We start from the raw sequence: 25,145 nt of genomic DNA on the forward strand, positions 1-25,145 counted from the left end.
TCGGGAGCGGCGAGAGAAGCCGTCAGGCGCTGAAATATCGCGCTTTGCTGTGGAGAGCCACCAAGGCCGTGGTGCTCTGCTCCGGGTGGAGTTGCTCGGAGTCATCCATCTGCAAACCAATGCGGTCTGCTCCGAGCCATTCCAGTTGTTGACGCGAATCGCCGACCGTCGGACATGCCGGATAACCAAAGGAGTAGCGGCTGCCTCGATAGCGTTGGGCCAGCACCTCACGGATTGGCATGCCATCCGGATCCTGGAAGCCACACTCGCGACGGATCCGCGCATGGGTCCACTCAGCGAGGGCCTCAGCCATCTGCACCGACAATCCATGGAAGAACAGATAGTCGCTGTAGGCATCGTTCTTGAAGAGCTCTTGGCTGAATCGGCTGGCTTCTTCTCCCATCGTCACCGCTTGCATGGGAAGCACATCGCTGGGACGTCCGCCTTCCAGGTCCCTAAAGAAATCAGCGATGCAATAGCGGTTGCCGCTGCGTTGACGAGGGAGATCGAAGCGACCGAGTGTTGTCGTCCCGTCCTCCGCAAAAACAATCAAGCTGTTGCCATCACGACCACAGGGGAAATAGCCATAGGCCACTGCCGGTTGCAAGAGATGCTCCTCGCGGATCCGATTCAACCAGTTCTGAAGAATCGGTTCTGCTGTTTCCTCAAGCTGCGCCTCATAGTCCTCGCGGCTTTGCTCTTTGGTTTTGCGCATCTGCCATTGGCCAGCGAATAGGGCCTGACGATCGAGATAGGCGATCACTTGCTCGAGTGGGATATCAGGTTCCCCTTGAAGCAGATGTGAGCCCAGGAACGGGGGCTTGTTGGCGGTCTCAGCAGGCACGGCATCCGAACGCTCAGTGCTGAGGGGTTGTGGATCAGGCGATGCACCGACGGACGTGGTGGGTTGGACCGACGCGTCCGCCTCACCATCTACGGCTTCACGATCATCGGAGAATCCACTGGCCGCCAGGCCAACGCCCTCGGGAATTCCATTCAGGAATCCCTGATGATCATCCCAAGAGCCTTCGCTGCGTGCACTGACGAAGGCATCCATAAACCGTAAGTCGGTGAATGCGTCACGGCCATAAACCACCTTTCCCTTGTAAACCTCACTGCAGTCTTTGTTGACAAAGCGTGGGGTCAGCGCTGCGCCACCAAGAATGACTGGAACGCTGATACCAGCCTCGTTGAAGGCTTCGAGGTTGTCTTTCATGAATGCTGTTGATTTGACCAACAATCCACTCATGGCAATGCAATCGGCCTGATGTTCCTGCTGAGCCGCAATGATGGCTCCAACATCTTGCTTGATCCCTAAGTTAATCACTTCATAGCCATTGTTAGTGAGGATAATATCGACAAGATTCTTGCCAATATCATGCACGTCCCCCTTCACGGTTGCGATCAAGAACTTCGCCTTGGCTGAGCGCTTGCCATCCGTTTTCTCCATGTGCGGCTCCAGGTAGGCAACAGCCGCTTTCATGGTTTCTGCGGATTGGAGCACAAAGGGCAATTGCATTTGCCCAGAACCAAACAGATCACCCACGACCTTCATGCCATCCAGCAGGTAGGTGTTAACGATTTCAAGGGGTGCGTACTGTTGCAGTCCTAGGTTGAGAGCTTCCTCGAGGCCGATGCGCTCACCATCGATGATGTGCTGCTTAAGGCGCTCTTCAATGGGAAGATCTGTTAAGGAGGGGCCTGATTGACGTGCCTCCTTCGCGCTGACACCCTCAAATAACGTGGTTAGTTCAGTGAGGGGGTCGTAGCTACAGACGCCACCTTCAAACCGTCGTCGATCAAGAATCAGGTCGCGGCAGACCTGTTGATGCTCTTCGCTGATCTTGATCAGAGGCAAGATCTTTGCCGGAGAAACGATCGCAGCATCCATTCCTGCCTCACAACAGTCATGAAGGAAGACTGAGTTGAGACTGATTCGTGCTGCGGGCGAGAGACCGAAGCTCACATTGGAGACTCCCAGCAGCACATGAACGCCTGGCAGTTCTGAGCGAATGCGACGGATCGCTTCAATGGTTTCCAGGCCATTGCGGCGATCTTCTTCGATGCCCGTGGAAATCGGCAGTGCTAACGGGTCATAGAAAATTTCACGCGCTGGAATTCCATACTCAACGGCATCTCGATAGGCGCGTTTGGCAATTGCCACCTTCTTGTCGGCGGTTCGTGCCATCCCTTCTTCATCAATCGTGCCAATGACGACGGCAGCTCCATAACGCCTGGCTAGTTCGAGAACCTTGAAAAACCGTTCATCTCCATCCTCATAGTTGGTCGAGTTGAGAATGCACTTGCCGCCAGCCACTTTCAAACCTGCTTCCATCTTTTGCCACTCAGTCGAGTCGAGCATTAACGGCAGGTTGATGTTGGTGACAACGCGTGAGACCAGCTCGTGCATATCACGTTCGCCATCACGCCCCACGTAGTCAACATTCACATCGAGGATGTGAGCATTTTCCTTGACTTGTCCCCTAGCAACAGCGACCAGGCCATCCCAGTCTTCTGCATTCAGAAGTTCCCTTACCTTCTTGGAGCCACTTGCATTCAATCGTTCTCCGATGATCAGAAATGAATTGTCTTGGTGATAGGTGGTGGCTCCATAGATCGACGCTGCAGCCGGCTCATAGCTCAACTGGGTCCGCTCCATGGCGCTATGACGCGATGGACGCTCAGCAGCCTTGAGATCTTCAGCAAGCTCGGCCAGCGCTTGGATATGTGCTGGCGTTGTGCCACAACAACCACCAATCACTTGCACACCAAGATCTTCGACGAAGTGCATCAGCTGCATCTTCAGCTCCATGGGTTGCAGCCGGTAGTGCGCGACCCCACCCACATTCTCTGGTAAGCCGGCATTGGGGATGCAGCTCACCACAAAGGGGGATTGCTCCGCCAGGTAGCGGATGTGTTCTTTCATCTGCTCCGGTCCTGTGGCGCAATTCAGGCCAAGGATGTCGATCGGAAATGGTTCTAGGATTGCAACAACAGCGGCAATATCCGATCCCACGAGCATGGTGCCTGTGGTCTCCATCGTCACCGACACCATCAGTGGCCGCCGTTCACCGGCCTTTTCGAAGGCCGCTTCAATGCCCTGGAGAGCAGCCTTGATCTGCAGCACGTCTTGACATGTCTCGACGATGTACAGATCAACCCCCCCGGCCAGCAAACCTTCCGCCTGCTCTTGGTAAGCCGAACGCAAGGCGTCGAACTCGATATGACCCAGCGTCGGGAGCTTGGTGGTTGGCCCCATCGATCCGGCTACAAACCTTGGCTTTGCTTCCGTGCTGTACTCATCAGCGACAGCTCGGGCTAGTTCGGCAGCCCGTTGATTGAGCAGGAAGGCCTGATCCTCTAGTCCGTATTCAGCAAGGACCACGGATGCAGCTCCGAAGCTGTCGGTCTCGATGACGTCACAACCCGCTTCAAGAAACTGACGGTGCACCGCCTGAACCGCATCTGGTCTCGTGATCACGAGGTTCTCGTTGCAGCCTTCCAGTTCTGTGCCCCCGAAATCCTCTGCAGTGAGGTTCAACTGTTGAAGGGAGGTCCCTGTAGCACCGTCAAACACGAGGACCGGCCGATCAGGGGAATGCAACCGGGTCAGAAAGCGGCTCGCAGCTGTCGTCGGCGCCACCGTGTCTGCCTGCATTCCCCGTTTGCGTTGCTTTGGGCATCCTATGAAGTCCACCTTGAACGCTGAAGCTGGCGGCACCCCCGCAGCTGAGTCAGTCGCCGAGTTCGATCCGGGTCACCCAGTGATCAAACTCCCGGTCACGCCCCTCTGTAATGGCGACGAGTCGTTCTCGCAGGGCCTCCATGACCGGACGCTCACTCTGGAGAACCGTTGATTCCAACTGACGAATGGGAGTGATCTTCGCTGCTGTGCCAGTCAGAAACACCTCATCAGCGATGAACAGTTCCGTTTTGTCGACTGGCCGTTCCAGGACTTCCAGGCCCATGGATTTCGCCAGTTCGATCACGCTGGCGCGGGTGATGCCTTCGAGGATGTCTTGGTCGACGCCCGGCGTAATCAACTGGCCATCACGGACGATGAACAGGTTCATGCCGCTCGCCTCGCTGATTTTTCCGCGGCTGTTCAAGAGCAGGGCTTCATCAAATCCACTCTTGACCGCCTCTGTCTTGGCCAGAGAGCTGGTGATGTAGGCACCACTGATTTTTCCGCGAAGGGGCAGGGAGCGATCCTCCTGTCTGGTCCAGCTGCTGATCCTGCAGCTCACACCCTCTGGCGCCAGATAGTCACCAAGTTCGAGGCCATAGATCAGGAAATCCGTTTCGATGTTGTGCAGCCTTGGCGCAATCCCTAAATCACTGGTGTAGACGAAGGGCCGCAGGTAGATGGGAGTGGTGGGCCGGTTCGCCTTCAGCATCGCCGTCAGAGCCTCCATCACCGTCTCTTCACTCAGTTCGGCGAGAAGCAGCCGGGCACTTTGGCTCAGCCTGCGGGCATGCCGATCCGCCCTGAACAGGAGGACTTGATTGGGATTGGCAGGATCAGGAATGGCACGCATGCCACCGAATGCACCGGTGCCGTAGTGCAGCGCGTGGGTGGCGATCGATACCTTGGCTTCCTCAAAAGGGATGCAGCGGCCTTGAAACCAGGCGTACGGCAGGAACTGGTGCATGGCTGGATCGGGCCGACCGCAAAATCTTCTCACTCTCGCCGACTCCCTCCCAGGCAGAGAATGGCTGCATGCATCGTTTGAGCCACCTTCCTGGATCCGATCAGGACGACGGTGTCGTTCTGGTGGAACAACCCAGCGCCCCTGTGCTTTGGCTCACGAGCGCCCAGACCGATCTCTCCACCCTCGCTTCGGTCCTTGAAAGGCCTGATCGCAACGCCTGGCGGGGGCGCATCCGTGCCCTTTCCCTGGACGCACTCCAGCATCCCGCCCAGATTGACCATTACCTGGCCACAACAGGGGCTGCCGCCAAGCTGATTGTTGTTCGTCTCCTAGGCGGACGCGGCCATTGGTCCTACGGACTGGAACAACTGGATCGTTGGAGGAGGTCCCAAGCGGGCCGCACCACCCTGATCTTGGCTGGTACGCCTGATCAGGATCGTGCCCTGCATTCCCTGGGCTGTTATCCAGAACCACTCAGCGATCGATTGGCCAGCCTCTTGCGTGAAGGTGGTTTGGACAATCAGGCCCTTTTTCTCGAGGTGCTTGATGCTCTTCTGAACAACCATCACCCGGATCCGGCGACGATTCAGCCGCGTGTCATGGAGGATCCTTCGCCCTGGCGTTGGAAGGATCAACCTGGCCCAAGGGTTGGAATCATCCTCTACCGAGCACTCGCCCGGGCCGGAGACACTGCTGTTGCCGAAGCCCTCCTGGCCGCCCTTGAAAACGAAGGTTTGGTCCCTCGTGCTCTTTGGGTAAGCAGCCTCCGTGATCCCGCCGTTCAACAAGGGACGTTGCACTTACTCCAACAGCAGAAGGTGGATGTGGTGATTACCACCACGGCCTTCGCCTCAGTTCAATTCGAGGAGGCGGGTCTTGGCTGCCCATTGTTTGACCGCTTGGACTGTCCCGTTCTTCAGCTGCTCAGCAGTGGTCGGTCTCGCGACTCCTGGGCCGCATCATCGCGAGGTCTCGACCCCCTTGATCTCTCTCTCCAGGTGGTACTCCCCGAGCTGGATGGAAGGATCACCACCCGAGTGGGTGGATTTCGTGAGCTGACCAAGGCCCATGGAGATCTGGCTACGGCCATCCATGCCCTAAAGCCTGATCCAGAAGGGATCGACTGGGTCGTTCGTCATGCCTCAGCGTGGATCAACCTGCGGCAAACCGAGCCCAGCAAGCGGCGCTTGGCGTTGATCATGGCCAACTACCCGGTCCGTAATGGACGGTTAGCCAATGGGGTTGGCTTGGACACCCCCGCGAGCCTTCACAACGCCTTGCAGTGGCTTCAAGAGTCTGGGTATGACCTTGGCCGTGAACCCTTGCCAGCGACCCCAGAGGCCCTCATGGCTTCACTCCTGGCCGGTCGAACCAATGACCCTGAAAGTCAGCATCTGCCTTCACTTGATCATCTGTCTCTAGAGGACTACCAGCGTTGGTGGCAGAGCCTTCCCGCCGACGCCCAGGAGCCCATTCTCAAGCGTTGGGGGGATCCCGAGCAAGCAGAGGATTTGGAGACCCTTTGCGACGGCCGCAAAGGATTTGCCGTTCATGGTCTTCGCTTTGGAGGTCTGACCCTTCTCGTACAACCCAGTCGCGGCTATGACGCTGACCAACTCAGTGATCTCCATTCCCCGGATCTACCTCCTCCTCATCGTTATCTCGCCCAGTACCTCTGGCTTCGTGTAGTCCACGGGACCCAAATGATGGTGCACATGGGCAAACACGGAAGTGCCGAGTGGCTTCCTGGAAAAAGTGTTGGATTGAGTCGTCGATGTGGTCCGTCCTTGGCGCTAGGGCCCGTCCCGCATCTGTATCCCTTCATTGTGAACGATCCCGGCGAGGGATCTCAGGCCAAACGTCGTGGCCATGCCGTCATCCTCGATCACCTCACACCGCCGCTCGGTCGTGCTGGCAGTCATGGAGAACTGGAACGTTTGGAACGGTTACTCGATGAATCCGTCGAAGCCCGTGAGTTGAATGCCAGCCGTTGTCGACAACTCGACCTGCAGTTGTTGAAGCTGCTCATGGAGTTGAACTGGCCTGGGTTGCCCCAACTGGCTGCTGAAGGCGAACCCACTCCAGAGGATTTTTTTGCAGCCTCTGAGTGGATGGCTTGTTTAGAGCAGGCTGAAACCTATTTATGTGAACTCAAGGAATCTCAAATTCGCACTGGTCTCCATCGTTTGGGCATGCCTCCCAGTGGCGATGCGATGACCGAATTGGTGTTGGCTACAGCTCGATGCCCAGGTCCTGATCGGCTCGGATTGACCCAGGCAATCGCCAGATTGCTTGGCTTCCGTTGCGACCCTTGGTGTGATGAAGATGGTGTTGCCCTGGCTGAATCGGATCGACGCCTGCTTCATCAACTTGGTGTCCCCCAGGGTCGCAGGGTCTCCGATGTTGTCGCCTGGTTGGAGGATCAAGCGCTCCGGTTGATCCGGCGCGATTTGATCCTCAATGGTGGCTCGACCTCGACGGCTTGGGACGACTTTGAGCTCCATCCAGCGCTGCTGTCATGGGTGACTGAAGGAACGGATCCAGCGTTGCAACACCTCCATTCCAGCTTGATTCCAGCCTTTCTTGCCTGTGCTGAACGAGAGCGCTCAGGCTTCCTACATTCGGTGGCTGGTGGTCGGCTAGCGAGTGGTCCCTCGGGCGCCCCGACGCGAGGACGGCCTGACGTGCTCCCGACGGGCCGCAACTTTTATTCGGTTGATCTTCGTGGTCTTCCAACCGAGGCCGCCTGGGATCTCGGCAGACGCAGTGCCGAACAGTTGCTTGAGCTTTACCTGCTTGAACATGGGGAACCTCTTCGCCATTTGGCTCTTTCCGTCTGGGGCACCGCGACCATGCGCAACGGAGGCGAGGATATTGCTCAGATGCTCGCTCTGATGGGGGTTCGTCCGGTCTGGGATGGGCCGATGCGGCGCATGGTTGACCTCGAACTGATCCCTCTCTCTCTGCTTGATCGTCCTCGCGTGGATGTGACCCTGCGGATTTCAGGCCTATTCAGGGATGCATTTCCGCAGCTCGTGCTTTGGGTGAACAGAGCGTTGCAACTGGTTGCTCAATGCAATGAGGAGAAGTTGTGGAACCCCTTAGCTGATTCGACAAGACACTCAGGGCCACAGCACAGGATCTTTGGTTCCGCCCCTGGCGCTTATGGCGCTGGTCTTCAGGCATTGATCGATTCAGGGCAATGGGAGAACCAGAGCGATCTTGCGGAGGCTTATCTGACTTGGAGCCGTTGGCGATATGACGGCTCCGCAGAGCCCATTGAGGACCGTGAGGCCCTTGAGTCCAGCCTCAAAAATGTTCAGGTTGTCTTGCATAACCAGGACAACCGAGAACACGACCTTCTCGATTCAGATGATTACTACCAATTTCATGGCGGTCTTGCTGCTGCTGTCACCAGCGTGAAGGGTGAGAGCGCTGAGGTCTGGTTTTCAGATCATTCCCGCCGGGAGCGTCTGCGACAGCACCCCCTTTCACGGGAGATCGACAAAGTGGTGCGCTCCCGACTTTTGAACCCTCGCTGGATCGAAGGCATGCGCAGTCATGGATACAAAGGCGCTTTTGAAATGGCAGCCAGCTTGGATTACTTATTTGCCTATGACGCCAGCACAGGCCTTGTGCCTGATTGGTGTTACAGCTCTGTTCAGGACAGCTGGTTGGATGAGCAGGCGAATGCTGAATTTCTCAAGCGCCACAACCCCTGGGCCCTCCGCGACATGGCCGAGAGGCTGTTGGAAGCCGCCAATCGCGGCTTATGGGACTGTTCCGATCAGGCCAGGTTGGTGCGCTTGCGCGACATCGTTCTCAACGCTGAGGGATGCATTGAGACCGGTGCATTCAGACCGACAGGTGATCGTTGATCAGCTGTTCAGATCTCGGACCATTGCCCGGAAGGGATCGATGGACCCTGGTGCTGAACTCTGCGATTTGGATGAGGAGCTGGTCGTTTCCTCTTGCTTGAGCTCGGTTTTGCGAGCAACGGGTGCCGCATCGGGCGCAGCAGGGCTATTGACCCCCGTCAACGCACTGCCCTTCAGGCGCTGACTGAGTTCCTGCTGCGTCATTGTTTCAGCGAAGGTTTTCTTCACTGGTTTGGGAACCCCCTGGGTCACCGACACTTTGTCGTCCTGTGCGACCTCACCACCTAGACCCTCGGTCTTGGTATCCACCTTCAGGGCCATCGCGTCCACCTCGGTGACGAGCTCCTTGTTGCCAGGGCTGTCTGCGGTGCCAGGGAAGGTGCGGCGGATGGTCTTGGCTTCCCGCATGTAGTTCAGATCTCCCAGTGAACTGGAGGAATCGCTGTCGAGAAAGAAGCTCTCATCCTTCTTTGCTGGCTTCGCCTGGGAGGTCTCGCTGTTCGTGCCAGCGGATCGGGGGTTCAGCAGACGATCGAAGAAACCCATGCCTGGAGTCAGGTAGTCGTCTGAACTTAGCGACCTCTGAGGTCTTCTCCGTGGGTATCGGTTCCACACGTACGCAAAAGGCCAAGGTTCTTCAACTGTTGATCGATCCGGTCGCAGATCAATGGGGTGGCTGACCACGTGGGTTGCATGTCGTAGTCGTACCAGGCCTCCCCACCATCGAAACCGAGTTCGGCTGCGGCATCAATCAATTCATTGAACCCGAGCCGATATCTGGCGGGATGGGCCAGAACCGCCAGCCCACCAGCCTCATGGATGGCTTTGCTAACCGTCTCAGCACGCAAACTCTCTCCCACGGCAGCATCCCCTTGGCTGTAAGCCTTCAAGGCGGTGTGGCCAGGCTTGAAGCCAAGGGCGAGCACATGCACGAGGCAGCCTTGAAGAACGCAACTGATTTCCATGCCACTCCAAAGGGTGGGAACGCTTCTGCCCTGATCCTGTTGAGCCTTGAGCCAGTCCTGCATTGGCTGAAAGGCCGCGACACTGTGGTGATCGGTCACTGCAAGGTGTTCCAGCTGCCTCTCGTGGGCCTGGCCAATCAGAGCGATGGGATCCAGGCTTCCATCGCTGCAGATCGTGTGGCAGTGAAAGTTGAGGGCCCCTGGGCAGCTCTCCGGACCCACGGTTTCAAGGACGGAATGAAGGGGATGACGATCAGAGGGCATCGGCTTGTCCTGAGGAGGCTTCAGCGCGCAGACGGCGCCAGCGGGCATAGAACTGGATGGATGCCGCCATGAACACAACCAGGGCCACCATGAACCAAGTGGCTGCACCTGTTGGGAACTGGTTCTTGAAGACAACCAGCATCACCACGATGACGAGAAGAAGCGTTGGTAATTCGTTGAGAGCACGAAGCTGACGTCCGTTCCATCGGCACTCCCCTTTTTGGAGCTGACCCATCAGGCGGTAGCAGAACCAGTGATAGGCCAGCAGTGCTGCCACAAACCCAAGCTTGGCGTGCATCCAACCTTGTTGTAACCAACTGGGCTGCACAAGCAGCAGTCCCACGGCCATCGTCACCGCTACGACCATGCCAGGGGTGGTGATGATGTTCGCCAGCCGTCCTTCCATCAAGGCGTACTGCCCCTGGAAGGCATCGCGCAACTCAGGTGCTAGCTCTTGGGCTTCGACGTGATAGATGAACAGGCGAACGAGGTAGAAGAGGCCTGCAAACCACACGACCACGCCCACGATGTGGAGGGTCTTAAACCAGAGATAGGCCTCGGGAGGAAACGTCATCAGAGACGGCGCGTTGCGCTGACCATAAACAGGGTTCAGGTGAGCCCGTCAAGAAAATCGTTCGCCGATTGACGGTGCGTTGCGAGTGTTTGAGCTGGCATCCGGTCCAAATTCTTTGTCATCATGGCCAGTCTTGGTTGAGCGCGGAAGAACTTTTCGTGCCTAGCGATGAAACTCCAGAAGAGCCCATCCCAGCTCTTGCACCAATCACCGCGCCGGTAATCCGACATTTTTAAAACATAGTTCGAACCTGAGATGTAGGGCTTGGTGGTGAAGATCCCACCATCTCCAAACTGACTCATGCCATGCACATTAGGCACCATCACCCAGTCGTAGGCATCCACAAATAGTTCCATAAACCACGTGCAGACACGACGGGGGTGAAAACCACAGAGGAGCATCACATTTCCCAGAAGCATGAGTCTCTCGATGTGATGGCAGTAACCACTCGACAATGCGCGATGAATCGAATCGTCCACTGGTGGTAAGCCCGTCGAGCCTGTGTAGAAGGCCTTGGGCAGTGGTTTGTCTTCGCACCCCCAAAAATTGCCGTTTCGCATCTCGATGCCATGGCGTCGGTACATGACGGCCATGAATTCCCGCCAACCAATGAGCTGACGAATGAATCCCTCTAGAGAATTCAGGGGAATATCCCCCTCAGAGGCCCGTTCCAGAATGCGATTCAGAACCTGCTGGGGGGTTAGCAAGCCGACATTCAACATGGGTGTCAAAACGCTGTGCCAAAGCACCCTGTGCTGTGTGCTGATGGCGTCCTCATAGGTCCCAAAGAATTGGAAACGCTGCTCGACAAATTGAATCAACCAGGCCTCGGCCGCGGCGTGCGTCACTGGATAGGCGAAGGATTTGCCTGAGCCGATCAGCGGGAGGGCCTCGGTCTCTAGCCCCGGCCGAGCCTGCTCAACCCAGCGGTCGTCTTGATGGGTCGGAGGCTCTGGGATCTCGATGCCCTTTGGCAGTTTTTTGCGGTTGTCCGCATCAAGACTCCAGCGCCCACTGCAGGGGGAGCCGTCAGGCTCTAAGAGCAGGTTCAATCGCTTTCTCTGCATGGCGTAGAACGCAGCCATGAGGGGACGGCGACCACGACCGAAGAACTCCTCCACCACCGTTGAGGGAGTCAGCAGCATCGGGGTGGGTAGGAGCTCCAGTCTGCAGGTGAAACGACTGGCAAAGCTGGTCAGCCTCCTCTCCAGCAGGTCATCGACGGGATCAACGCAGTGGAAGCTGCGGTATCCGGCGTCGTAGAGCTTTTGCAGATGCGCTGTTGTATCAGTGGCTTCATCGTGCCTCTGAACCCTCACGGAAAAACCACGCTGGTGAAGCGCATCGGCGAAGGCCTGCATCGAGGCGCGATGCAAGATCAACTTCTGTCGGTGCAGCTGTTGTGGCCAAGCTGGATCGGTTCCAAACAAGAGCGGGTCTTCGATCAGAACCACTTCCCTTCCCGGCTCCAGAGCGGGGTGCTCTTGAAAGAGCTGATGGGGAAAGATCAGTGTCAGCTCCATGGTCAGGCCTCTTCACCAGCCAAGCGGCAGGCACGCTTCCCTAAAGCCAGGGCGAAGCCGCGATCCACTAGCCCTGCACGGGGACTCAACACACTGGCCTTGCAATCCATCACCACTTTTTCCCGGTGACCCTGTTGATCATTCAGTCGAAGAACCAATTGCCAGTGGTTCTTCGCGCTGCGGCTGATGTTGTCTGCGCAAATGGGTCCAGTACAGAGGCCCGGCGCCGCCATCGCAACGGAAACGATCAGCAGATTCAAGAGGCAGAGCAGTAGCGGCAGCAGTTTTTTCATCCAGTCGTGTTGTCTTCGCGCTCACTCTGCTCTGCCGACGCTTCTGGGTGAAAGAAGCCATAGATCTGTTCCGCTAGGGAGCGCCCTACCCCCGGGGCCTCCATGAGCCGCTCTACAGGAGCGAGTTGAATCGCATCGATGGAATGGAAATGGGAGAGAAGGTCTCGAACCCTTCTCGGGCCTAGCCCGGGGATATCAGACAGCCTGGAACGCTTCATCCGTTCGCCCCGCTGCTGTCGATGGAAACTGACGGCAAAGCGGTGTGCCTCATCCCGCAAACGCCTCAGTAGGGCCACACCCAACTGGTCCGGGTCCGTGTCGAGCGGGTCGCGCTCGCCCGGCAGGAACACCTCCTCCCGTTGTTTTGCCAGGGAACAGACGGTCAGATCCTCATCCAAATTGAGCTCCCTCAGGGCCTCCATCACGGCAGAAAGCTGACCCTTGCCGCCGTCGATCATCACCACATCAGGCCAATCGTTGAGGCCATCGGTCTGGAGAGCGCTGCCTCCCCGGTGACGGAGGGCACCAAGATCTGCTCCCTCTGCCTTTGCCCTGGCCCATCGGCGGAATCTGCGGCGGATCACCTCGGCCATCGACATGAAATCGTCGCTGTGGCCAGCGCGCACGCTGCTGCTGCGGATCTTGTATTTGCGGTAGTGCTGTTTGGCGGGTAATCCATCGATGAACACCACCTGAGAGGCCACGGCATCACTCCCTTGGATATGACTGATGTCGTACCCCTCAATCCGTCTGGGTGGTCTGGGGAGCTCGAGCAATTGGGCGAGATCTTCCGTGGCGAGGGCCTGTTGCTCCTGGCCCTGTTGAGCGCGCAGCAATTCAAATTCGGCATTGCGTTGCACAAGTTCGATTAAATCCGCCTTCTGACGACGCTGCGGTGCATGGATTTGTACCTTCCGCTCCCGTTGTTCCCCAAGCCACTCCTCAACCAGGGTCTGTTGGGGCAAGGGATGTTGCACCAGGACTTCTGGCGGAATCTCTACCGCATCCACCTGGCTGTAGTGCTCTTCGATGACGCGTTGGAGAATCAAACCTGGTTCGAGCGCCTGCGCATCGGCTGTGAAGCCCAGTCGACCCACCAGCTTTCCAGCTCGCATCTGGAATAGCTGGACAGCAGCGACCCGTTGATCACAGGCCAGTGCAAGCACATCCCGACTGACGGAGGAATCGGGCAGGCTCATCTTCTGGTCAGCGGTCAGCTGATCCAAACCCTGCAGCTGATCACGGATCCTCGCTGCCGATTCAAAATCCAGCCGTTCCGCATATTTCTCCATCTGTTCACTGAGGAGCGTCTGCAGTTCGTCGCTACGCCCCTGGAACACCATCGCCACCTTTCTTAGGGTGCGGTGATAGTCCTCGGAGCTGATCTTTTCTTGGCACACCCCTGGGCAGCGGCCAATGGCGTGGTTCAAGCAGGTGCGGTCGGCATACAGGGGTCTGGGGCGCTGGCGCAACGGAAACACCCGTTTCACCAGGAACAGGGTGCGTCGCAGCAGACCCACATCCACGTAGGGGCCATAGAAACGATCCAGAGGACTGCGAAAACGGCGGCGTCGCGTGATGAAAATCCGCGGATAGTCCTCACTCCAGGTGATGCATAAGTAGGGATACTTCTTGTCGTCTTTCAGCAACACATTGAAGTGAGGCTGATGGTTCTTGATCAAATTTGACTCAAGAGCGAGAGCTTCGGCTTCGCTGTCGGTCACGATGAATTCGATTTCACAGACCTGCCTTGTCATCAAACGGATGCGTGGCGACAGGTCATGGCGACTGCGGAAATAGCTGCGCACACGGCTGCGCAGACTTTTGGATTTGCCGACATAGAGGATGCGGTCGTCCTGATCGCGCATCAGATAACAACCGGGCTCCGCAGGGATGTCCTTCAGACGCTGTTCCAGTCGGTCAGGCTGCGTGAGTAATGGCGTTCGCAGCGTTGGTGGGCTCAAGGTTGATCCGCCTCTGCATTGCCTGGATTGAACACCAGTCTCGCGGCCTCTGCATAGGATCCGACTGGTCTTGATGCCCAGCATGCGTGCCCTCTACCCAGGCAGTTTTGACCCACTGACACTTGGTCACCTCGACCTGATCGAGCGGGGTAGCCAGCTGTTCGGAGAGGTAGTGGTTGCCGTGCTTCAAAACCCGGGGAAGACCCCTGCCTTTCCTCTGGAGCAGAGGCTCGCTCAGATCCAGACAGCGACCCATCACCTCTCGGGCATTCAGGTGATCAGCTTCGATGGCCTCACCGTGCGTTGTGCGCTCGAAACCGGGAGCGATGTGATCCTCCGAGGACTCCGCGCCATGAGTGACTTCGAATACGAACTTCAGATTGCCCATACCAACCGTTCGCTCGAACCCGATCTCGAGACCGTCTTCCTCGCCACCACAGCTCACCACAGCTTTCTCAGTAGCTCAGTGGTCAAGGAGGTGGCCCGGTTCGGTGGACAGGTCGATCACATGGTTCCCCCCGTGGTGGCGGATGATCTGCGCAGGCTCTTTAATCAGTCTTTCCGCCAGCGTCCGTGATGAGCGAGATCCGGTTCCCCGTACTCGACCAGCTCGACCAGCTCGAGGAGATCGTGCTGGAAGGCAGTCGTATTCCCTTTAGTGGTGGTCGGCTCGTGAATGAGCAGGACGCCATCGAACTTCTCGATGCCATTCGTGAAACCCTTCCGGGACAGATCAATCAGGCTGATGAGTTGATCCAGCGACGTGACACTTTCATCACCACCGCTCGGCAGCAGGCGGATGAAATCGTCCAGAAAGCAGCTCAACAGCGTGATCAGATGGTCAATGCTGCCTCGATTCGTCAGGAGGCAGAACGGCAGGTGAACGAGCTGCGGGACCAGGCCCGTCAGCAGTGTGAACAGCTTCTTCAGGCCACCCGTCAGCAGGCGGCTCAAATGGAGCACGACATGCAGGCGAAGCATGCGCAGCTTGAGCAGCAGTTCGCCAGCCGGCGCCAGCAGCTTGAACAGGAAGCCCTGCAACGCCGTCAACAGCTTGATCAGGAGGCGATCGAATTAAAGCGCCAGCTCACTGACCAGCATGAACGCAGTCGCCAGCAATCTCTTCAAGAGCTGGAACAGATCCGCATGGAGGGAATCCGGGTACAGAAGGAAGCGCAGAGCGAGGCAGAACGCCTCCATCAGGATGCGCTGACCTACCGGCAGCAGACTCAACAACAGTGTGAAGCCCTTATTCAGAGGAGTCGTCAGGAGGCGGCTTCCGTTCAGGACGGTGCCAACCGTTATGCGGAACAAACTCTCGGCGAACTTGAAACTCGACTCAAGGAGATGGCACAAGTGGTCTTGGGCGGTCGCCAGGAACTCGTGAAGATTCAGACCCTTCGTTCTGAATCAAGTCCTACCCGTTCTTCTGCTCCCCATGACTCAGGGGAGGCTGTGCCAATTTCCAGAGCCCGTCGAGCCGCATCTCGTCTCAGGTCAATGCGGAACACCGGCTGAATTTCTGCGCAGCTTTGAGAACGGTTCCGATCGTCTCGTTCGGAGCCCAGGAACCGTTCGAGATCAGACTCACGAATCGGAGTCCATCACTGGTCTCCAGAAAGCCGCTCACCGAACGAACCCCGCGGAGCGTGCCGGTTTTAGCCCAGAGTTTTCCGTCCAAACTGCTGCCCCGGAAGTAATTCCTTAGTGTCCCTCGCCTACCGGCGATGGCCATGGAGGCCTGGTAATAGGGGCCTAGGGGATGTTGATGCATCCGTAGGAGCAGAGCAGCAAGGGTCTGACTGCTGACTCGATTCGAACGCGACAACCCGCTGCCATCTGCAATCCGTAAGCCTGAGGTCGGCAGATGCTGGCCTTGCATCCACAGCTGGACCCGCTGTGAGGCACGCGTCACATCCCACTGATCGGAGGCTTCCCGCAACAGCACTTCGGCGGTGAAATTGTGGCTCTCGGTGTTCGACAGGCTCAGCAGGGAATGCATCGGTGCGGAGACCTCCTCATGGAGCACCAAGAGATCATCGACAACACCCTGTTGTTCGAGCGAGCCTTGCGTGGGGTGCACCACCTTCAGGGCTACCCGCCCACCCTGCCGTTGCACTTCTTTTGTGAACAGGCTTTGGAATCGTCCAGCCGGGTTTTGAACAGCCATGCCGAGAGCGTTGCTCGTCAAGGCCAGTCGCGTCACGGGAGCCCCATAAGCCTCCATCCGGTCGGCCTGGGGCCAGTCACGGGGCCACCAACGTTGGGGCGGTTCCTCGCGAAGCATCAGCTGGATAGAGCCCGATGCTTCGCGACGACTCCCACCCTGGCCTAGGGCTGCCATCGCCAAACGCTGAAGTCCAGCAATTCCTAGATCTGGATCCCCTTCTCCCTCCAGTTCCAGGACCCCGTCAGAGCGTTGCAATAAACGGGTTCTCAGGCGGAAATCTGGACCGAGCTGGTCGAGGGCATAGGCCGTGGTGATCAATTTCTGATTCGATGCCGGAATCAGAGCTGCAGCACCGTTGACCGCGGCAAGAACAGAGCCCTGTTCATTCAGAATCGTGATGCTCCAGGCCTTTTTTTCAGGACCAAGGGCAACATCAACAGCGTTTTGAAGAGGGAGACAACGCTCTCCGTCACGCAGGCTTGGCCAACCCAGTGTTTGCAGAGGTGATGGAGGGGCGAGCAGCTCAGGCTCGGCTGTCCGTCCGGGGGCGGGTAGCAGGACAGACAATGCCAGTGCAGATAAAGACAGCCTCAGAGCGGCCAGGCTGCGTCCTTGGACTCTGTTGTTGGGAAGCCTTGTCACTGGATCTCGACCCCACTGACCGTTCCGTTGACCCGATATTGCGGACCCTCCAGTTCCACGGGAGTTCCGATTTTGAGGTTGGTTCCTGCCATCACCACACCGGAACCTGAGACCGTCGCCTCCCCATCCAGGATGAAACGGGCATCGAGTGTGCCCTGAATGCTCCGGTTGGGATCGACCGCGGTCAGCACGCGACCATCGGGGGTGAGGGTGACCAACTTGCGCGTGATGTCTTGCACTTGCACCAAGCGGACGGACCCGTGGGGCTGGTTGCGAATCACGATGCTGGTTCGGCCGGCCTGCAAGGCGTCCCTGAGAAGGCGGTCAGGATCGGCGGCAGGGACTCCACGCACGTCCACGCTGATCTGAACGGGTTTGACTGACCCTGTCGCTCGAGCAACGGTGTTGCTCAGTTTCGGGCTCCACAGCACGCCAGCCAAAGCGGCAATGCCGAGTAGGGCAGCCAAACCGTCAACGGCGTTCACACCCTTGATGCGTTGGTTGAGAGCCATCACGCGAGATCCTGAACCGCCACGATACGGAGCCCTCCAAGGGTCTACAAGAGAGCCCTCAGCTACTTAGGTCATTGAGAAAACGGTCCATCGCCCCCATCTGCCTGTTCAGCTCGGAACCGGTGCCGGCAAGGGCCTCATCGATCTGCTCGGGATCCGGTCGTCGTTCGTAGTCCATCACGAATCGGTAGCCGTCGGGGTCGGCCCTAAACAGAGACCATGGTTGGGGCCACTGATGAAGGAGAGCGGCTCCGTCCAACGGCTGAAGCCAGTAAGCCACCTTCCAGGTCGCCACAAAACCTTGGCGTCTCGATCGAGCCACGCTGCCGATGCCAACTGCAGCATCTTCAAGACGGCCATTGAGCATGGCCACTTGACCAGTCCAGTCCGCGCAGGCCTGCTCCAGTTCGTCGTAATCGCTGGGTTGAGGTGCCACAGCGAGGAGCAAATCGTCTTGACGCTCCATCAATCGCCCACGGCAGAGGTCCTGAAGGGAACAACAAGATTTCGCCAGCTCTGGTTCATCCCTCTGGGCAAGAGCTGCCGATCCAGCATCCGGGAATGCCAGCACTGGGTTTTGACCAGTCTCCTGCAGCTTGCGAGCAAGCCTCAGAGCGACAGGGAGAACCCGTAGCCCCTCGAAGCGCATGCTCACCATCCAGCGGCGCGACTTGCCATCGCTCAATGCCTCGAGCAGTGACTCCCTCGCCTGCTCTTCAGCCTGCTTCAGGTCGGCGGGAAGGGTTCTGGTCACGGCAGAGTTCCATGGCAAGGCCGGAGGGTACTGCCAATCCTGACCTTCAACGCCCTTGCAGCCGATCGAGGGAGCGCGAAAGACGTTCTTGTACCAAGGGAAGTTCGCTCGGATTGTTCCAAGGGCCAAGGCTAATTCTGATGCCTGACTTACTGGCCTCTGCATTCAGTCCGATGGCCCTAAGCACAGAACTGCCCTCGTCGTGGCCAGACGCACAGGCACTACCACTGCTGATGGCAACGCCTTGTTGGGCCATCTCGCGGACGAGAGCTCGACCTGAGAGGGCGCGGCCTGCATCGTCAGACGCCAGAAGCGAAATGTGATGGGGCAAACGCTGATCTCTGGATCCGGAGAGGCGTAGTCGAGGATCTTCGAGCAAGCTGGCTAGCAGCTCATCACGGAGATGACGGGTGCTGTGCGAGGTGCACAACGACGTCCAGGCAGGCAGTTTGGAGATCGCGAGCGTGAGGCCCGCGATCAGGGCCACTGGTTGTGTGCCCGAACGCAATCCCTGTTCCTGGCCTCCGCCTCCCAGCCATGGGCGCATGGACTCACGTTGATGGGAACGAGTCAGCAGGAAGCCAACCCCCTTGGGCCCGCCACATTTATGGGACGACGCGCTCAGTAAATCAGCGGGCAAGGTTGACCAATCAGGCCGGCCCTGGCTAACCACCTGCGTGGCATCCACGTGAAAGGTGATGCCTCGCCGTCGACATTCCGCGCCGACGACATCCACGGGTTGCAGGCTGCCGATCTCACTTTGCCCCCAAATGAGCGACACCATCTCGGTTGGTGTATCCAAGAGGGAATCAAGCTGCCCCAGATCGATCTGGCCCTGCGGGTCTACAGGCCACTCGACCACCTCCCATCCTTGATTGGCCAGCTGTTGAGCTGCCGACATCGTTGCTGGGTGCTCAACAGACGACACCACAAGGCGTCCAGGAGCACGGTCGACCGTTCGACCAAGCAAAGCAAGGTGAATGGATTCTGATGCACCTGAAGTAAAGACCAAGTCGTTCGCCGCTGCCCGCAAACTGCTGGCGAGCTGCACACGCGATCGCTCCAAGCATTCAGCAGCCTTCAGACCATGGCCATGCAGGCTCGATGGGTTCCCCCAGGCGCTGCGCTGCACCTCAGCGATCCAATCGATCACCTCTGGATCGGTAGGGCTTGTCGCACACGCGTCGAAATACAAGGCCCTGTCGCTGTCAGCCACTGGTCTCGCGGTCCATTCGAGCCCGTGTGCGTTGTTCGAGGCTGTCGCCGGCGAGGGTGATCATTGTGTCGAGCGACATCGTCTCGAGGAGGGCTTGCACCTGACGTTGGGCTTCAGCGCGCAGACAGTGATCCGGTTTCTGACAAGTCTCCTGACAGGCCGTTGCGCAGTTGAACTCAGCCTCGATGCTTGAAGGTGTGTCGTTGTCTGCTCGTTGGGTTGCTGCTTGGGGCTCAGGGGCCAAAGCAACCACCTGTGTGGGAACCAATTCAGGAACTAAGACTCCGTCAAAGACCGCTTCGGCTGGTCCGGTCATGAAGATGGAGCCGCTGCGATCAGGCCAACTGATCAGCAGTGGGCCTCCAGGAAGGTTCACCTGCGCGGAATGGTCAGCAAGTCCAAGGAGATGAGCGCAGACCAGGGTGGCGCAGGCGCCTGTTCCACAGGCAAGGGTTGGTCCTGCCCCGCGTTCCCAAACTCGGATTTCAAGGGACTGTGGACCATGCACCTGAAGAAAGTGCACATTCGTTTTGGCCGGGAAGGCGTCATGGACCTCTAGAGCAGCACCCCAGGTCTCAAACGGAATGGTTTTGAGGTTTTCAACAGGTACGACGACATGCGGATTCCCCATGCCGGCCGCCGCAACGCTCAGGGTGACCCCCGCAACCTCTAACTCCCCCTGCGGCAAACCAGCTGACCCCACCGGGAGCGATGTCGGGACTTCATCTGGAATGAGAAATGGAAGCCCCATATCCACTTTGATCTGACCGTCAGCTTGGAGTTCGGGAACGATCATTCCGGCGGCTGTCTCGATGCGCCAGCGCTCACCGCTTTGACTGCCATCGCTGTCAGCCAGAAACCTGGCCAGACATCGAATGCCATTGCCGCACATCTCCGCTTCACTGCCGTCGGCATTGAAGATGCGCATGCGGAGATCCCCATCAGTCTCCGGCGGCAGCGCCAGGATGATCCCGTCGGCACCGATTCCAAAGCGTCGATCACAGATCCGACGGATCCAAGCTGCATCAGGGTTGCGGATGCTTGCATCCAGCTGTCCGGCTCGCCCTTCCAGGACAACAAAATCGTTGCCAAGACCCTGATACTTGCTGAACTGGAGCATGGTGTTACGCGGCGCCGGTTAGATGGAGACCACCTGTTTCGACCCCAGTCTGCCGGGCGTTCGTCTGTTGCAGACCTGGTTGAGAGAGCAACGGGCTTTGCGACTTGAACTTCTCAACGGTGCAAGTCACGAAGGAGTGCTGGCTTGGCAAGATCCTGAATTCCTTGCCCTCACTCGCTCTGATGCCGATCAACCTCTGTTGATCTCTAGACGGGCGATTGCTGTGATCCGTTGTCTCGGTTGAGCTGATCGTTTGTTTCCCAGCAAGCGAGAGCAGCTGTGTCACGATCGCAACCAGGTGAGCCCTGCCCGTGAGCGCCGTACCCCCATCGACGTCTGCTTCGACGTCTTCCAGTGATCATCGCTACGACCCCCTCACTCTTGAGGACCGTTGGCAGCAGCGCTGGAAGGACTGCCAGCAGGACCGCACAGCTGAACCACAGCCGGGGCAACGTCCTTTTTATGCGCTCTCGATGTTCCCGTATCCATCGGGCTCTCTGCATATGGGACACGTGCGCAACTATGTGATCACGGATGTGATTGCTCGCACGCAGCGCATGCGAGGGGATGCCGTGCTTCACCCGATGGGCTGGGATGCCTTTGGACTGCCAGCTGAGAATGCCGCCATCGAACGCGGTGTGGATCCAGCGGTATGGACGGACCGCAACATTGCCCAAATGAGGACCCAACTCGACAGGCTTGGCCTATCGATTGATTGGGATCGCGAATTCGCTACCTGCCACGACGATTACTACCGCTGGACCCAGTGGCTCTTCCTGGAGTTACACGCTGGTGGCTTGGCCTACCAGAAAGAAGCGATCGTCAATTGGGACCCTGTCGATCAGACGGTTCTTGCGAACGAGCAAGTGGATGCCGATGGCAAGTCCTGGCGTTCCGGTGCGCTCGTTGAGAAGCGCAACCTGCGTCAGTGGTTCCTACGCATCACGGATTATGCCGATGCTCTGTTGGATGATTTGGATCTGCTCCAGGGGTGGCCGGAGCGGGTGCGCACCATGCAGGCGAACTGGATCGGGCGCTCGAAGGGAGCCGAAATTGACTTCCAGGTGTGCGCCGCTGACGGAAGCTCCTCTGACCAGCACATCACTGTCTTCACCACCAGGCCGGACACGTTGTTTGGAGCGAGTTACGTCGTTCTTGCCCCAGAGCATCCCCTCGTTGATCAGCTCGTCAGTACGACCGAAGCCACTGCCGTGGCGGCTTTTCGAGATCTGATGTCGACCCTCTCCCAGGAAGAGCGAACCGCTGATGACCAACCCAAGCGCGGGATTCCGATCGGCGCTGAGGTGATCAATCCGGTGAATGGGAAGACCATTCCGGTATGGATTGCCGACTATGTGCTTGCCGATTACGGCACCGGGGCCGTCATGGGTGTGCCGGCTCATGACCAAAGGGATTTCCTGTTTGCCCGACGCCATGAGCTGCCCTTACACCGGGTCGTACAGATCCCAGGCGTGGAATCTCAAACACTCGATGGCGAGGCATGGACAGAGCCGGGTGTTCTTGTCAATTCAGGGCGCTTCGATGGTCTCGCCTCTGAGGATGCGAAAACAGCGATCACCCTCCATGGCGAAAGTGAAGGCTGGGCCCGGACCAAGGTTCAGTATCGACTGAGGGATTGGTTGATCTCCCGCCAGCGGTATTGGGGCTGTCCGATTCCGATCATTCACTGCGACAGTTGCGGCGCTGTTCCCGTACCCAAGGAACAACTCCCAGTTGAGCTTCCCCATGGAATTGACCTCTCAGGGAAAGGGGGCTCACCACTGGCTCAGCTCTCCTCTTGGCTGACAGTGGAGTGCCCTTGCTGTGGCCAACCGGCGCGGAGAGAAACTGACACGATGGATACCTTTATGTGTTCATCCTGGTATTTCCTTCGTTTCGCTGATCCCCATAATCAAGAACGTCCTTTTTCAGCAACAAACGTCAATCACTGGCTTCCTGTCAATCAATATGTCGGCGGGATTGAGCATGCCATTCTCCACTTGCTGTATGCCCGGTTCTTCACTAAGGCATTGCATGACCGTGGATTACTTGGCACCCGTGAACCCTTTGAGCGTCTGTTGACTCAGGGAATGGTGCAAGGGGTCACCTATCGCAATCCTCGGACCGGTCGTTATGTGGCACCTGCGGATGTCGCCGATGAACAGGATCCCCGTGATCCAGAGGACGGTGGTGCTCTCGAGGTCCTTTTCGAAAAGATGTCGAAGTCGAAGTACAACGGCGTCGATCCAGCTGCCGTCATTGATCGTTATGGCGCCGATACGGCACGGATGTTCATTCTCTTCAAAGCTCCACCCGAGAAGGATCTGGAATGGGATGATGCTGATGTTGAAGGTCAGTTTCGTTTCCTGCAGCGTCTCTGGCGCTTGGTTGATACAGGCGTCAATTTGAATGTTCAGGTTCAAGACAGCTGTGGCAACTTCCCAGATGCTCCGATGACCGATCTCGATCGCGAGATCCGTCGTGCTTTGCATACAGCCATTGCTGCTGTTGATGAGGATCTCAGTGGCGATTATCAGTTCAACACAGCAATTTCTGAGCTCATGAAGTTGTCCAACGCTCTCTCAGGGCAACTCGAGGCCATTAGTCCGGAAGTGCGAGTCGAAGTCCTCTCAGGGCTCGTGCGTCTTCTCGCACCATTTGCGCCTCACTTGGCTGAGGAGTTCTGGTCACGACTCGGCGGCGCCAGCAGTGTGCATAAGCAACCATGGCCGGTGCATGATCCTTCGGCTTTGGTGCAAGAGAGCATCGAGCTGGTGATTCAGGTGAAGGGCAAAGTGCGTGGAAGCCTTCGGGTGCCGGCAGATGCAGATCAAGCCATGTTGGAACAGCTCGCCCTCAACAGTGATGTGGCTGCGAAATGGCTGGAGGGCCAGCCTCCCCGGCGTGTGATTGTCGTGCCGGGGAAGCTGGTCAACCTTGTGCCCTGACAATCAGCTCTTGGCAAAACGCAAGGAAGCCGGCTGATCCCAGCTTCCTTGCGCCACGTAGCCACGGCTGTTGGCACACAGGTGGCGAAGGATCCAGAACACGGATTCCATTGACCCTTCGCCGATTGCCTGTTGAACGTCTGAAACCGAACGACTCACTCCATCAGCGAGAAGAGCTTCAACTTGACCCTGAAGATTGAGGATCGCAGCCGCTGCTTTCTTGCCGGCTTCCACTCCGGGCTGGTGATAAGCATTGATGTTGACAAGTTCGCCGTAAAAGCCAACTGCGCGCTCAAACAGTGCAATCAGAGCGCCAAGGCGACGAGCATCGAAGTCCTTCATCGAGATGCTGATACTTTGGCGACCCCCCTCCATCAGGGCTGATCTAGTTCCCTGTAGGAAACCGTCGAGGAAATCGCCAGGGCGCTCCCCGTTGATTTCGGGAATATCAGAAGCGTCGGTCAGCTGCTCGATGAAGGTCACAAAGAAATTGTCTACGCCGTCTCGTAGTTGCTGGACGTAAGCGTGCTGATCGGTCGAGCCTTTATTGCCGTAAACGGCGATGCCCTGATGGACGACATTGCCGTCGCGATCAAGACGCTTGCCAAGAGATTCCATGACCAGTTGCTGCAGATAGCGGCTGAAGACCTCGAGACGGTCGCGATAGGGCAACACCACCATGTCGCGTTTGCCTTTGCCTTCGCCTGCTTTAAACCAGGCTGCAGCCATCAAGGCCGCGGGATTACGACGTAGATCCGTCAGACGTGTGGCCTGATCCATCTGGGCAGCTCCGGCCAGGAATTGCCTGATGTCTGTACCGATCAGAGCACCAGGAACCAGACCAACCGCACTGGTGATGCTGGTGCGACCACCCACCCAGTCGAACATGTCAAAGCGCTTGAGCCAGCCCTCCTGCACCGCCTGCTGATCGAGATGACTGTTCTTCATCGTGATTGCAACGGCCTGTTGGCTCCAGTTGCCGCCAATGGACTCAAGACGATGACGGGCCTGCTCCATGCCCAGATGCGGCTCGGGGGTTCCGCCTGATTTGCTGACCGTGATCACAAGCGTGGTGCGGAGCTTGTCACCAAGCGATGCGAGCACACGACTCATGCCGTTGGGGTCGACATTGTCGAAGAAATGAAAGGGAAGCCCCACTCCCTGGTTCTGGAGTGCCCGAATCATCAGCAAGGGCCCGAGTCCACTTCCACCAATTCCGATCCAGAGCACATCCGTGAAGGGTTGACCAGTGGGTGCCTGAATGGTCCCGCTCAGGACCGCCTGACCAAAGGCCTCAATGGAGTCAATCTCAGCACTGATATGGTCACGCACCTGTGGTGTGGGAGCCAACTCAGGCTGTCTCAGCCAGTAATGACCGACCTGCCGTTGTTCGTCGGCGTTGGCAATGGCACCGCCCTCCAACGCCTCCATGGCGCTAAAGGCCCGGTCGAACCCGGGGGCCATCTCTTCAAGATCACCATGGTTGAGATGCATGCGACTGATATCCAGCCACATCCCCAGGTCATCGTGGAACCAGAGCAGATCACAGAACCGCTGCCATTGAATCTGGCTGTCACTCGCGCAGAAATCTGGAAAGCTCATCTCGGGTCGGAGCAGATCGCCTACTCGCAGAACCTATCCAGGATCCAGCAGTCTGCCCATCAAATGCG

At 57.8% G+C, this 25,145-nt stretch carries 19 protein-coding genes; 5 read left to right on the forward strand and 14 right to left on the reverse strand.

What is annotated here, in order from left to right:
• Window positions 1-22 precede the first annotated feature (22 nt).
• Together metH and CWE17_RS04960 are read right to left on the reverse strand one after the other, a co-directional pair.
• Window positions 23-3,658: a methionine synthase gene (gene metH / locus CWE17_RS04955; RefSeq protein WP_131455277.1), complete on the reverse strand. Its 3,636-nt coding sequence runs from the start codon at window positions 3,656-3,658 to the stop codon at window positions 23-25.
• A 76-nt stretch (window positions 3,659-3,734) separates the two neighbouring features.
• Window positions 3,735-4,652, reverse strand: a complete 918-nt coding sequence (locus tag CWE17_RS04960; RefSeq protein ID WP_131455278.1) for a branched-chain amino acid transaminase — start codon at window positions 4,650-4,652, stop codon at window positions 3,735-3,737.
• A gap of 68 nt (window positions 4,653-4,720) precedes the next feature.
• On the opposite strand from CWE17_RS04960, the gene cobN reads away from it, so the two are divergent.
• Window positions 4,721-8,530: a cobaltochelatase subunit CobN gene (gene cobN, locus CWE17_RS04965; protein ID WP_131455279.1), complete on the forward strand. Its 3,810-nt coding sequence runs from the start codon at window positions 4,721-4,723 to the stop codon at window positions 8,528-8,530.
• On the opposite strand, the gene CWE17_RS04970 is transcribed toward cobN, so the two are convergent.
• From CWE17_RS04970 to uvrC, 6 genes are read right to left on the reverse strand one after another with little or no spacing between them, the layout of a single operon-like run.
• Window positions 8,531-9,076, reverse strand: coding sequence for a hypothetical protein (locus CWE17_RS04970; protein ID WP_131455280.1), 546 nt, complete (start codon window positions 9,074-9,076; stop codon window positions 8,531-8,533).
• Window positions 9,077-9,102: 26 nt separating this feature from the next.
• Window positions 9,103-9,759 (reverse strand): PHP domain-containing protein, encoded by a 657-nt coding sequence (locus CWE17_RS04975; protein ID WP_131455281.1) that lies wholly within the window; start codon window positions 9,757-9,759, stop codon window positions 9,103-9,105.
• Window positions 9,749-10,333 carry a protoporphyrinogen oxidase HemJ gene (hemJ, locus tag CWE17_RS04980; protein WP_131455282.1) on the reverse strand — a complete coding sequence of 195 codons (585 nt, stop codon included), beginning with the start codon at window positions 10,331-10,333 and terminating at the stop codon, window positions 9,749-9,751. The genes CWE17_RS04975 and hemJ overlap by 11 nt, the downstream gene beginning before the upstream one ends.
• 35 nt (window positions 10,334-10,368) lie before the next feature.
• The gene (locus tag CWE17_RS04985) at window positions 10,369-11,856 is read right to left on the reverse strand and encodes a cryptochrome/photolyase family protein (RefSeq protein ID WP_131455283.1); all 1,488 of its coding nucleotides are present in this window, start codon (window positions 11,854-11,856) and stop codon (window positions 10,369-10,371) included.
• A gap of 2 nt (window positions 11,857-11,858) precedes the next feature.
• A complete protein-coding gene (locus tag CWE17_RS04990) occupies window positions 11,859-12,149 on the reverse strand; it encodes a hypothetical protein (RefSeq protein ID WP_131455284.1) in 291 nt (96 codons plus the stop codon).
• Window positions 12,146-14,098: an excinuclease ABC subunit UvrC gene (gene uvrC, locus CWE17_RS04995; protein ID WP_131455566.1), complete on the reverse strand. Its 1,953-nt coding sequence runs from the start codon at window positions 14,096-14,098 to the stop codon at window positions 12,146-12,148. The genes CWE17_RS04990 and uvrC overlap by 4 nt, the downstream gene beginning before the upstream one ends.
• 97 nt (window positions 14,099-14,195) lie before the next feature.
• Here uvrC and coaD point away from each other — a divergent pair, with 97 nt between their 5' ends.
• Window positions 14,196-14,690, forward strand: a complete 495-nt coding sequence (coaD, locus tag CWE17_RS05000; RefSeq protein ID WP_131455567.1) for a pantetheine-phosphate adenylyltransferase — start codon at window positions 14,196-14,198, stop codon at window positions 14,688-14,690.
• A complete protein-coding gene (locus CWE17_RS05005; protein ID WP_131455285.1) occupies window positions 14,690-15,631 on the forward strand; it encodes a hypothetical protein in 942 nt (313 codons plus the stop codon). Before coaD ends, CWE17_RS05005 begins: the two co-directional genes overlap by 1 nt.
• Here the strand turns inward: CWE17_RS05005 and dacB are convergent.
• From dacB to dapF, 5 genes are all read right to left on the reverse strand, one after another.
• On the reverse strand, window positions 15,606-16,850 hold the full coding sequence (dacB, locus tag CWE17_RS05010) for a D-alanyl-D-alanine carboxypeptidase/D-alanyl-D-alanine-endopeptidase (RefSeq protein ID WP_240789250.1): 1,245 nt from the start codon (window positions 16,848-16,850) through the stop codon (window positions 15,606-15,608). The two genes, CWE17_RS05005 and dacB, sit on opposite strands and share 26 nt — an antisense overlap.
• A 71-nt stretch (window positions 16,851-16,921) precedes the next feature.
• Window positions 16,922-17,437 (reverse strand): DUF4330 domain-containing protein, encoded by a 516-nt coding sequence (locus tag CWE17_RS05015; RefSeq protein WP_131455286.1) that lies wholly within the window; start codon window positions 17,435-17,437, stop codon window positions 16,922-16,924.
• A gap of 58 nt (window positions 17,438-17,495) precedes the next feature.
• Window positions 17,496-18,191, reverse strand: a complete 696-nt coding sequence (locus CWE17_RS05020) for a DUF1995 family protein (RefSeq protein WP_240789251.1) — start codon at window positions 18,189-18,191, stop codon at window positions 17,496-17,498.
• Window positions 18,192-18,237: 46 nt separating this feature from the next.
• Window positions 18,238-19,407, reverse strand: a complete 1,170-nt coding sequence (locus CWE17_RS05025; protein ID WP_131455288.1) for a cysteine desulfurase family protein — start codon at window positions 19,405-19,407, stop codon at window positions 18,238-18,240.
• Window positions 19,400-20,527 (reverse strand): diaminopimelate epimerase, encoded by a 1,128-nt coding sequence (dapF, locus tag CWE17_RS05030; RefSeq protein WP_131455289.1) that lies wholly within the window; start codon window positions 20,525-20,527, stop codon window positions 19,400-19,402. The genes CWE17_RS05025 and dapF overlap by 8 nt, the downstream gene beginning before the upstream one ends.
• 22 nt (window positions 20,528-20,549) lie before the next feature.
• Between dapF and CWE17_RS05035 the strand changes: the two genes are divergently transcribed.
• Both CWE17_RS05035 and leuS read left to right on the forward strand, forming a co-directional pair.
• Window positions 20,550-20,771 carry a hypothetical protein gene (locus CWE17_RS05035; protein WP_131455290.1) on the forward strand — a complete coding sequence of 74 codons (222 nt, stop codon included), beginning with the start codon at window positions 20,550-20,552 and terminating at the stop codon, window positions 20,769-20,771.
• A 67-nt stretch (window positions 20,772-20,838) separates the two neighbouring features.
• A complete protein-coding gene (leuS, locus tag CWE17_RS05040) occupies window positions 20,839-23,475 on the forward strand; it encodes a leucine--tRNA ligase (protein ID WP_131455291.1) in 2,637 nt (878 codons plus the stop codon).
• 3 nt (window positions 23,476-23,478) lie between these two features.
• Here leuS and CWE17_RS05045 read toward each other — a convergent pair whose 3' ends face one another.
• A complete protein-coding gene (locus CWE17_RS05045) occupies window positions 23,479-25,077 on the reverse strand; it encodes a glucose-6-phosphate isomerase (RefSeq protein ID WP_131455292.1) in 1,599 nt (532 codons plus the stop codon).
• Window positions 25,078-25,145 lie beyond the last annotated feature (68 nt).

The sequence above is a fragment of the Synechococcus sp. BS56D genome (assembly GCF_004332405.1).
Lineage (GTDB): Bacteria > Cyanobacteriota > Cyanobacteriia > PCC-6307 > Cyanobiaceae > Synechococcus_C.

What these genes read in the sequence shown, in the direction of transcription:
- metH (WP_131455277.1), bottom strand. Translation starts at nt 3,658, where the DNA reads ATGCAGGCAGACACGGTGGCGCCGACGACAGCTGCGAGCCGCTTTCTG.
- CWE17_RS04960 (WP_131455278.1), bottom strand. Translation starts at nt 4,652, where the DNA reads ATGCACCAGTTCCTGCCGTACGCCTGGTTTCAAGGCCGCTGCATCCCT.
- cobN (WP_131455279.1), top strand. Translation starts at nt 4,721, where the DNA reads ATGCATCGTTTGAGCCACCTTCCTGGATCCGATCAGGACGACGGTGTC.
- CWE17_RS04970 (WP_131455280.1), bottom strand. Translation starts at nt 9,076, where the DNA reads ATGGGTTTCTTCGATCGTCTGCTGAACCCCCGATCCGCTGGCACGAAC.
- CWE17_RS04975 (WP_131455281.1), bottom strand. Translation starts at nt 9,759, where the DNA reads ATGCCCTCTGATCGTCATCCCCTTCATTCCGTCCTTGAAACCGTGGGT.
- hemJ (WP_131455282.1), bottom strand. Translation starts at nt 10,333, where the DNA reads ATGACGTTTCCTCCCGAGGCCTATCTCTGGTTTAAGACCCTCCACATC.
- CWE17_RS04985 (WP_131455283.1), bottom strand. Translation starts at nt 11,856, where the DNA reads ATGGAGCTGACACTGATCTTTCCCCATCAGCTCTTTCAAGAGCACCCC.
- CWE17_RS04990 (WP_131455284.1), bottom strand. Translation starts at nt 12,149, where the DNA reads ATGAAAAAACTGCTGCCGCTACTGCTCTGCCTCTTGAATCTGCTGATC.
- coaD (WP_131455567.1), top strand. Translation starts at nt 14,196, where the DNA reads ATGCGTGCCCTCTACCCAGGCAGTTTTGACCCACTGACACTTGGTCAC.
- CWE17_RS05005 (WP_131455285.1), top strand. Translation starts at nt 14,690, where the DNA reads ATGAGCGAGATCCGGTTCCCCGTACTCGACCAGCTCGACCAGCTCGAG.
- CWE17_RS05015 (WP_131455286.1), bottom strand. Translation starts at nt 17,437, where the DNA reads ATGGCTCTCAACCAACGCATCAAGGGTGTGAACGCCGTTGACGGTTTG.
- dapF (WP_131455289.1), bottom strand. Translation starts at nt 20,527, where the DNA reads ATGCTCCAGTTCAGCAAGTATCAGGGTCTTGGCAACGATTTTGTTGTC.
- CWE17_RS05035 (WP_131455290.1), top strand. Translation starts at nt 20,550, where the DNA reads ATGGAGACCACCTGTTTCGACCCCAGTCTGCCGGGCGTTCGTCTGTTG.
- CWE17_RS05045 (WP_131455292.1), bottom strand. Translation starts at nt 25,077, where the DNA reads ATGAGCTTTCCAGATTTCTGCGCGAGTGACAGCCAGATTCAATGGCAG.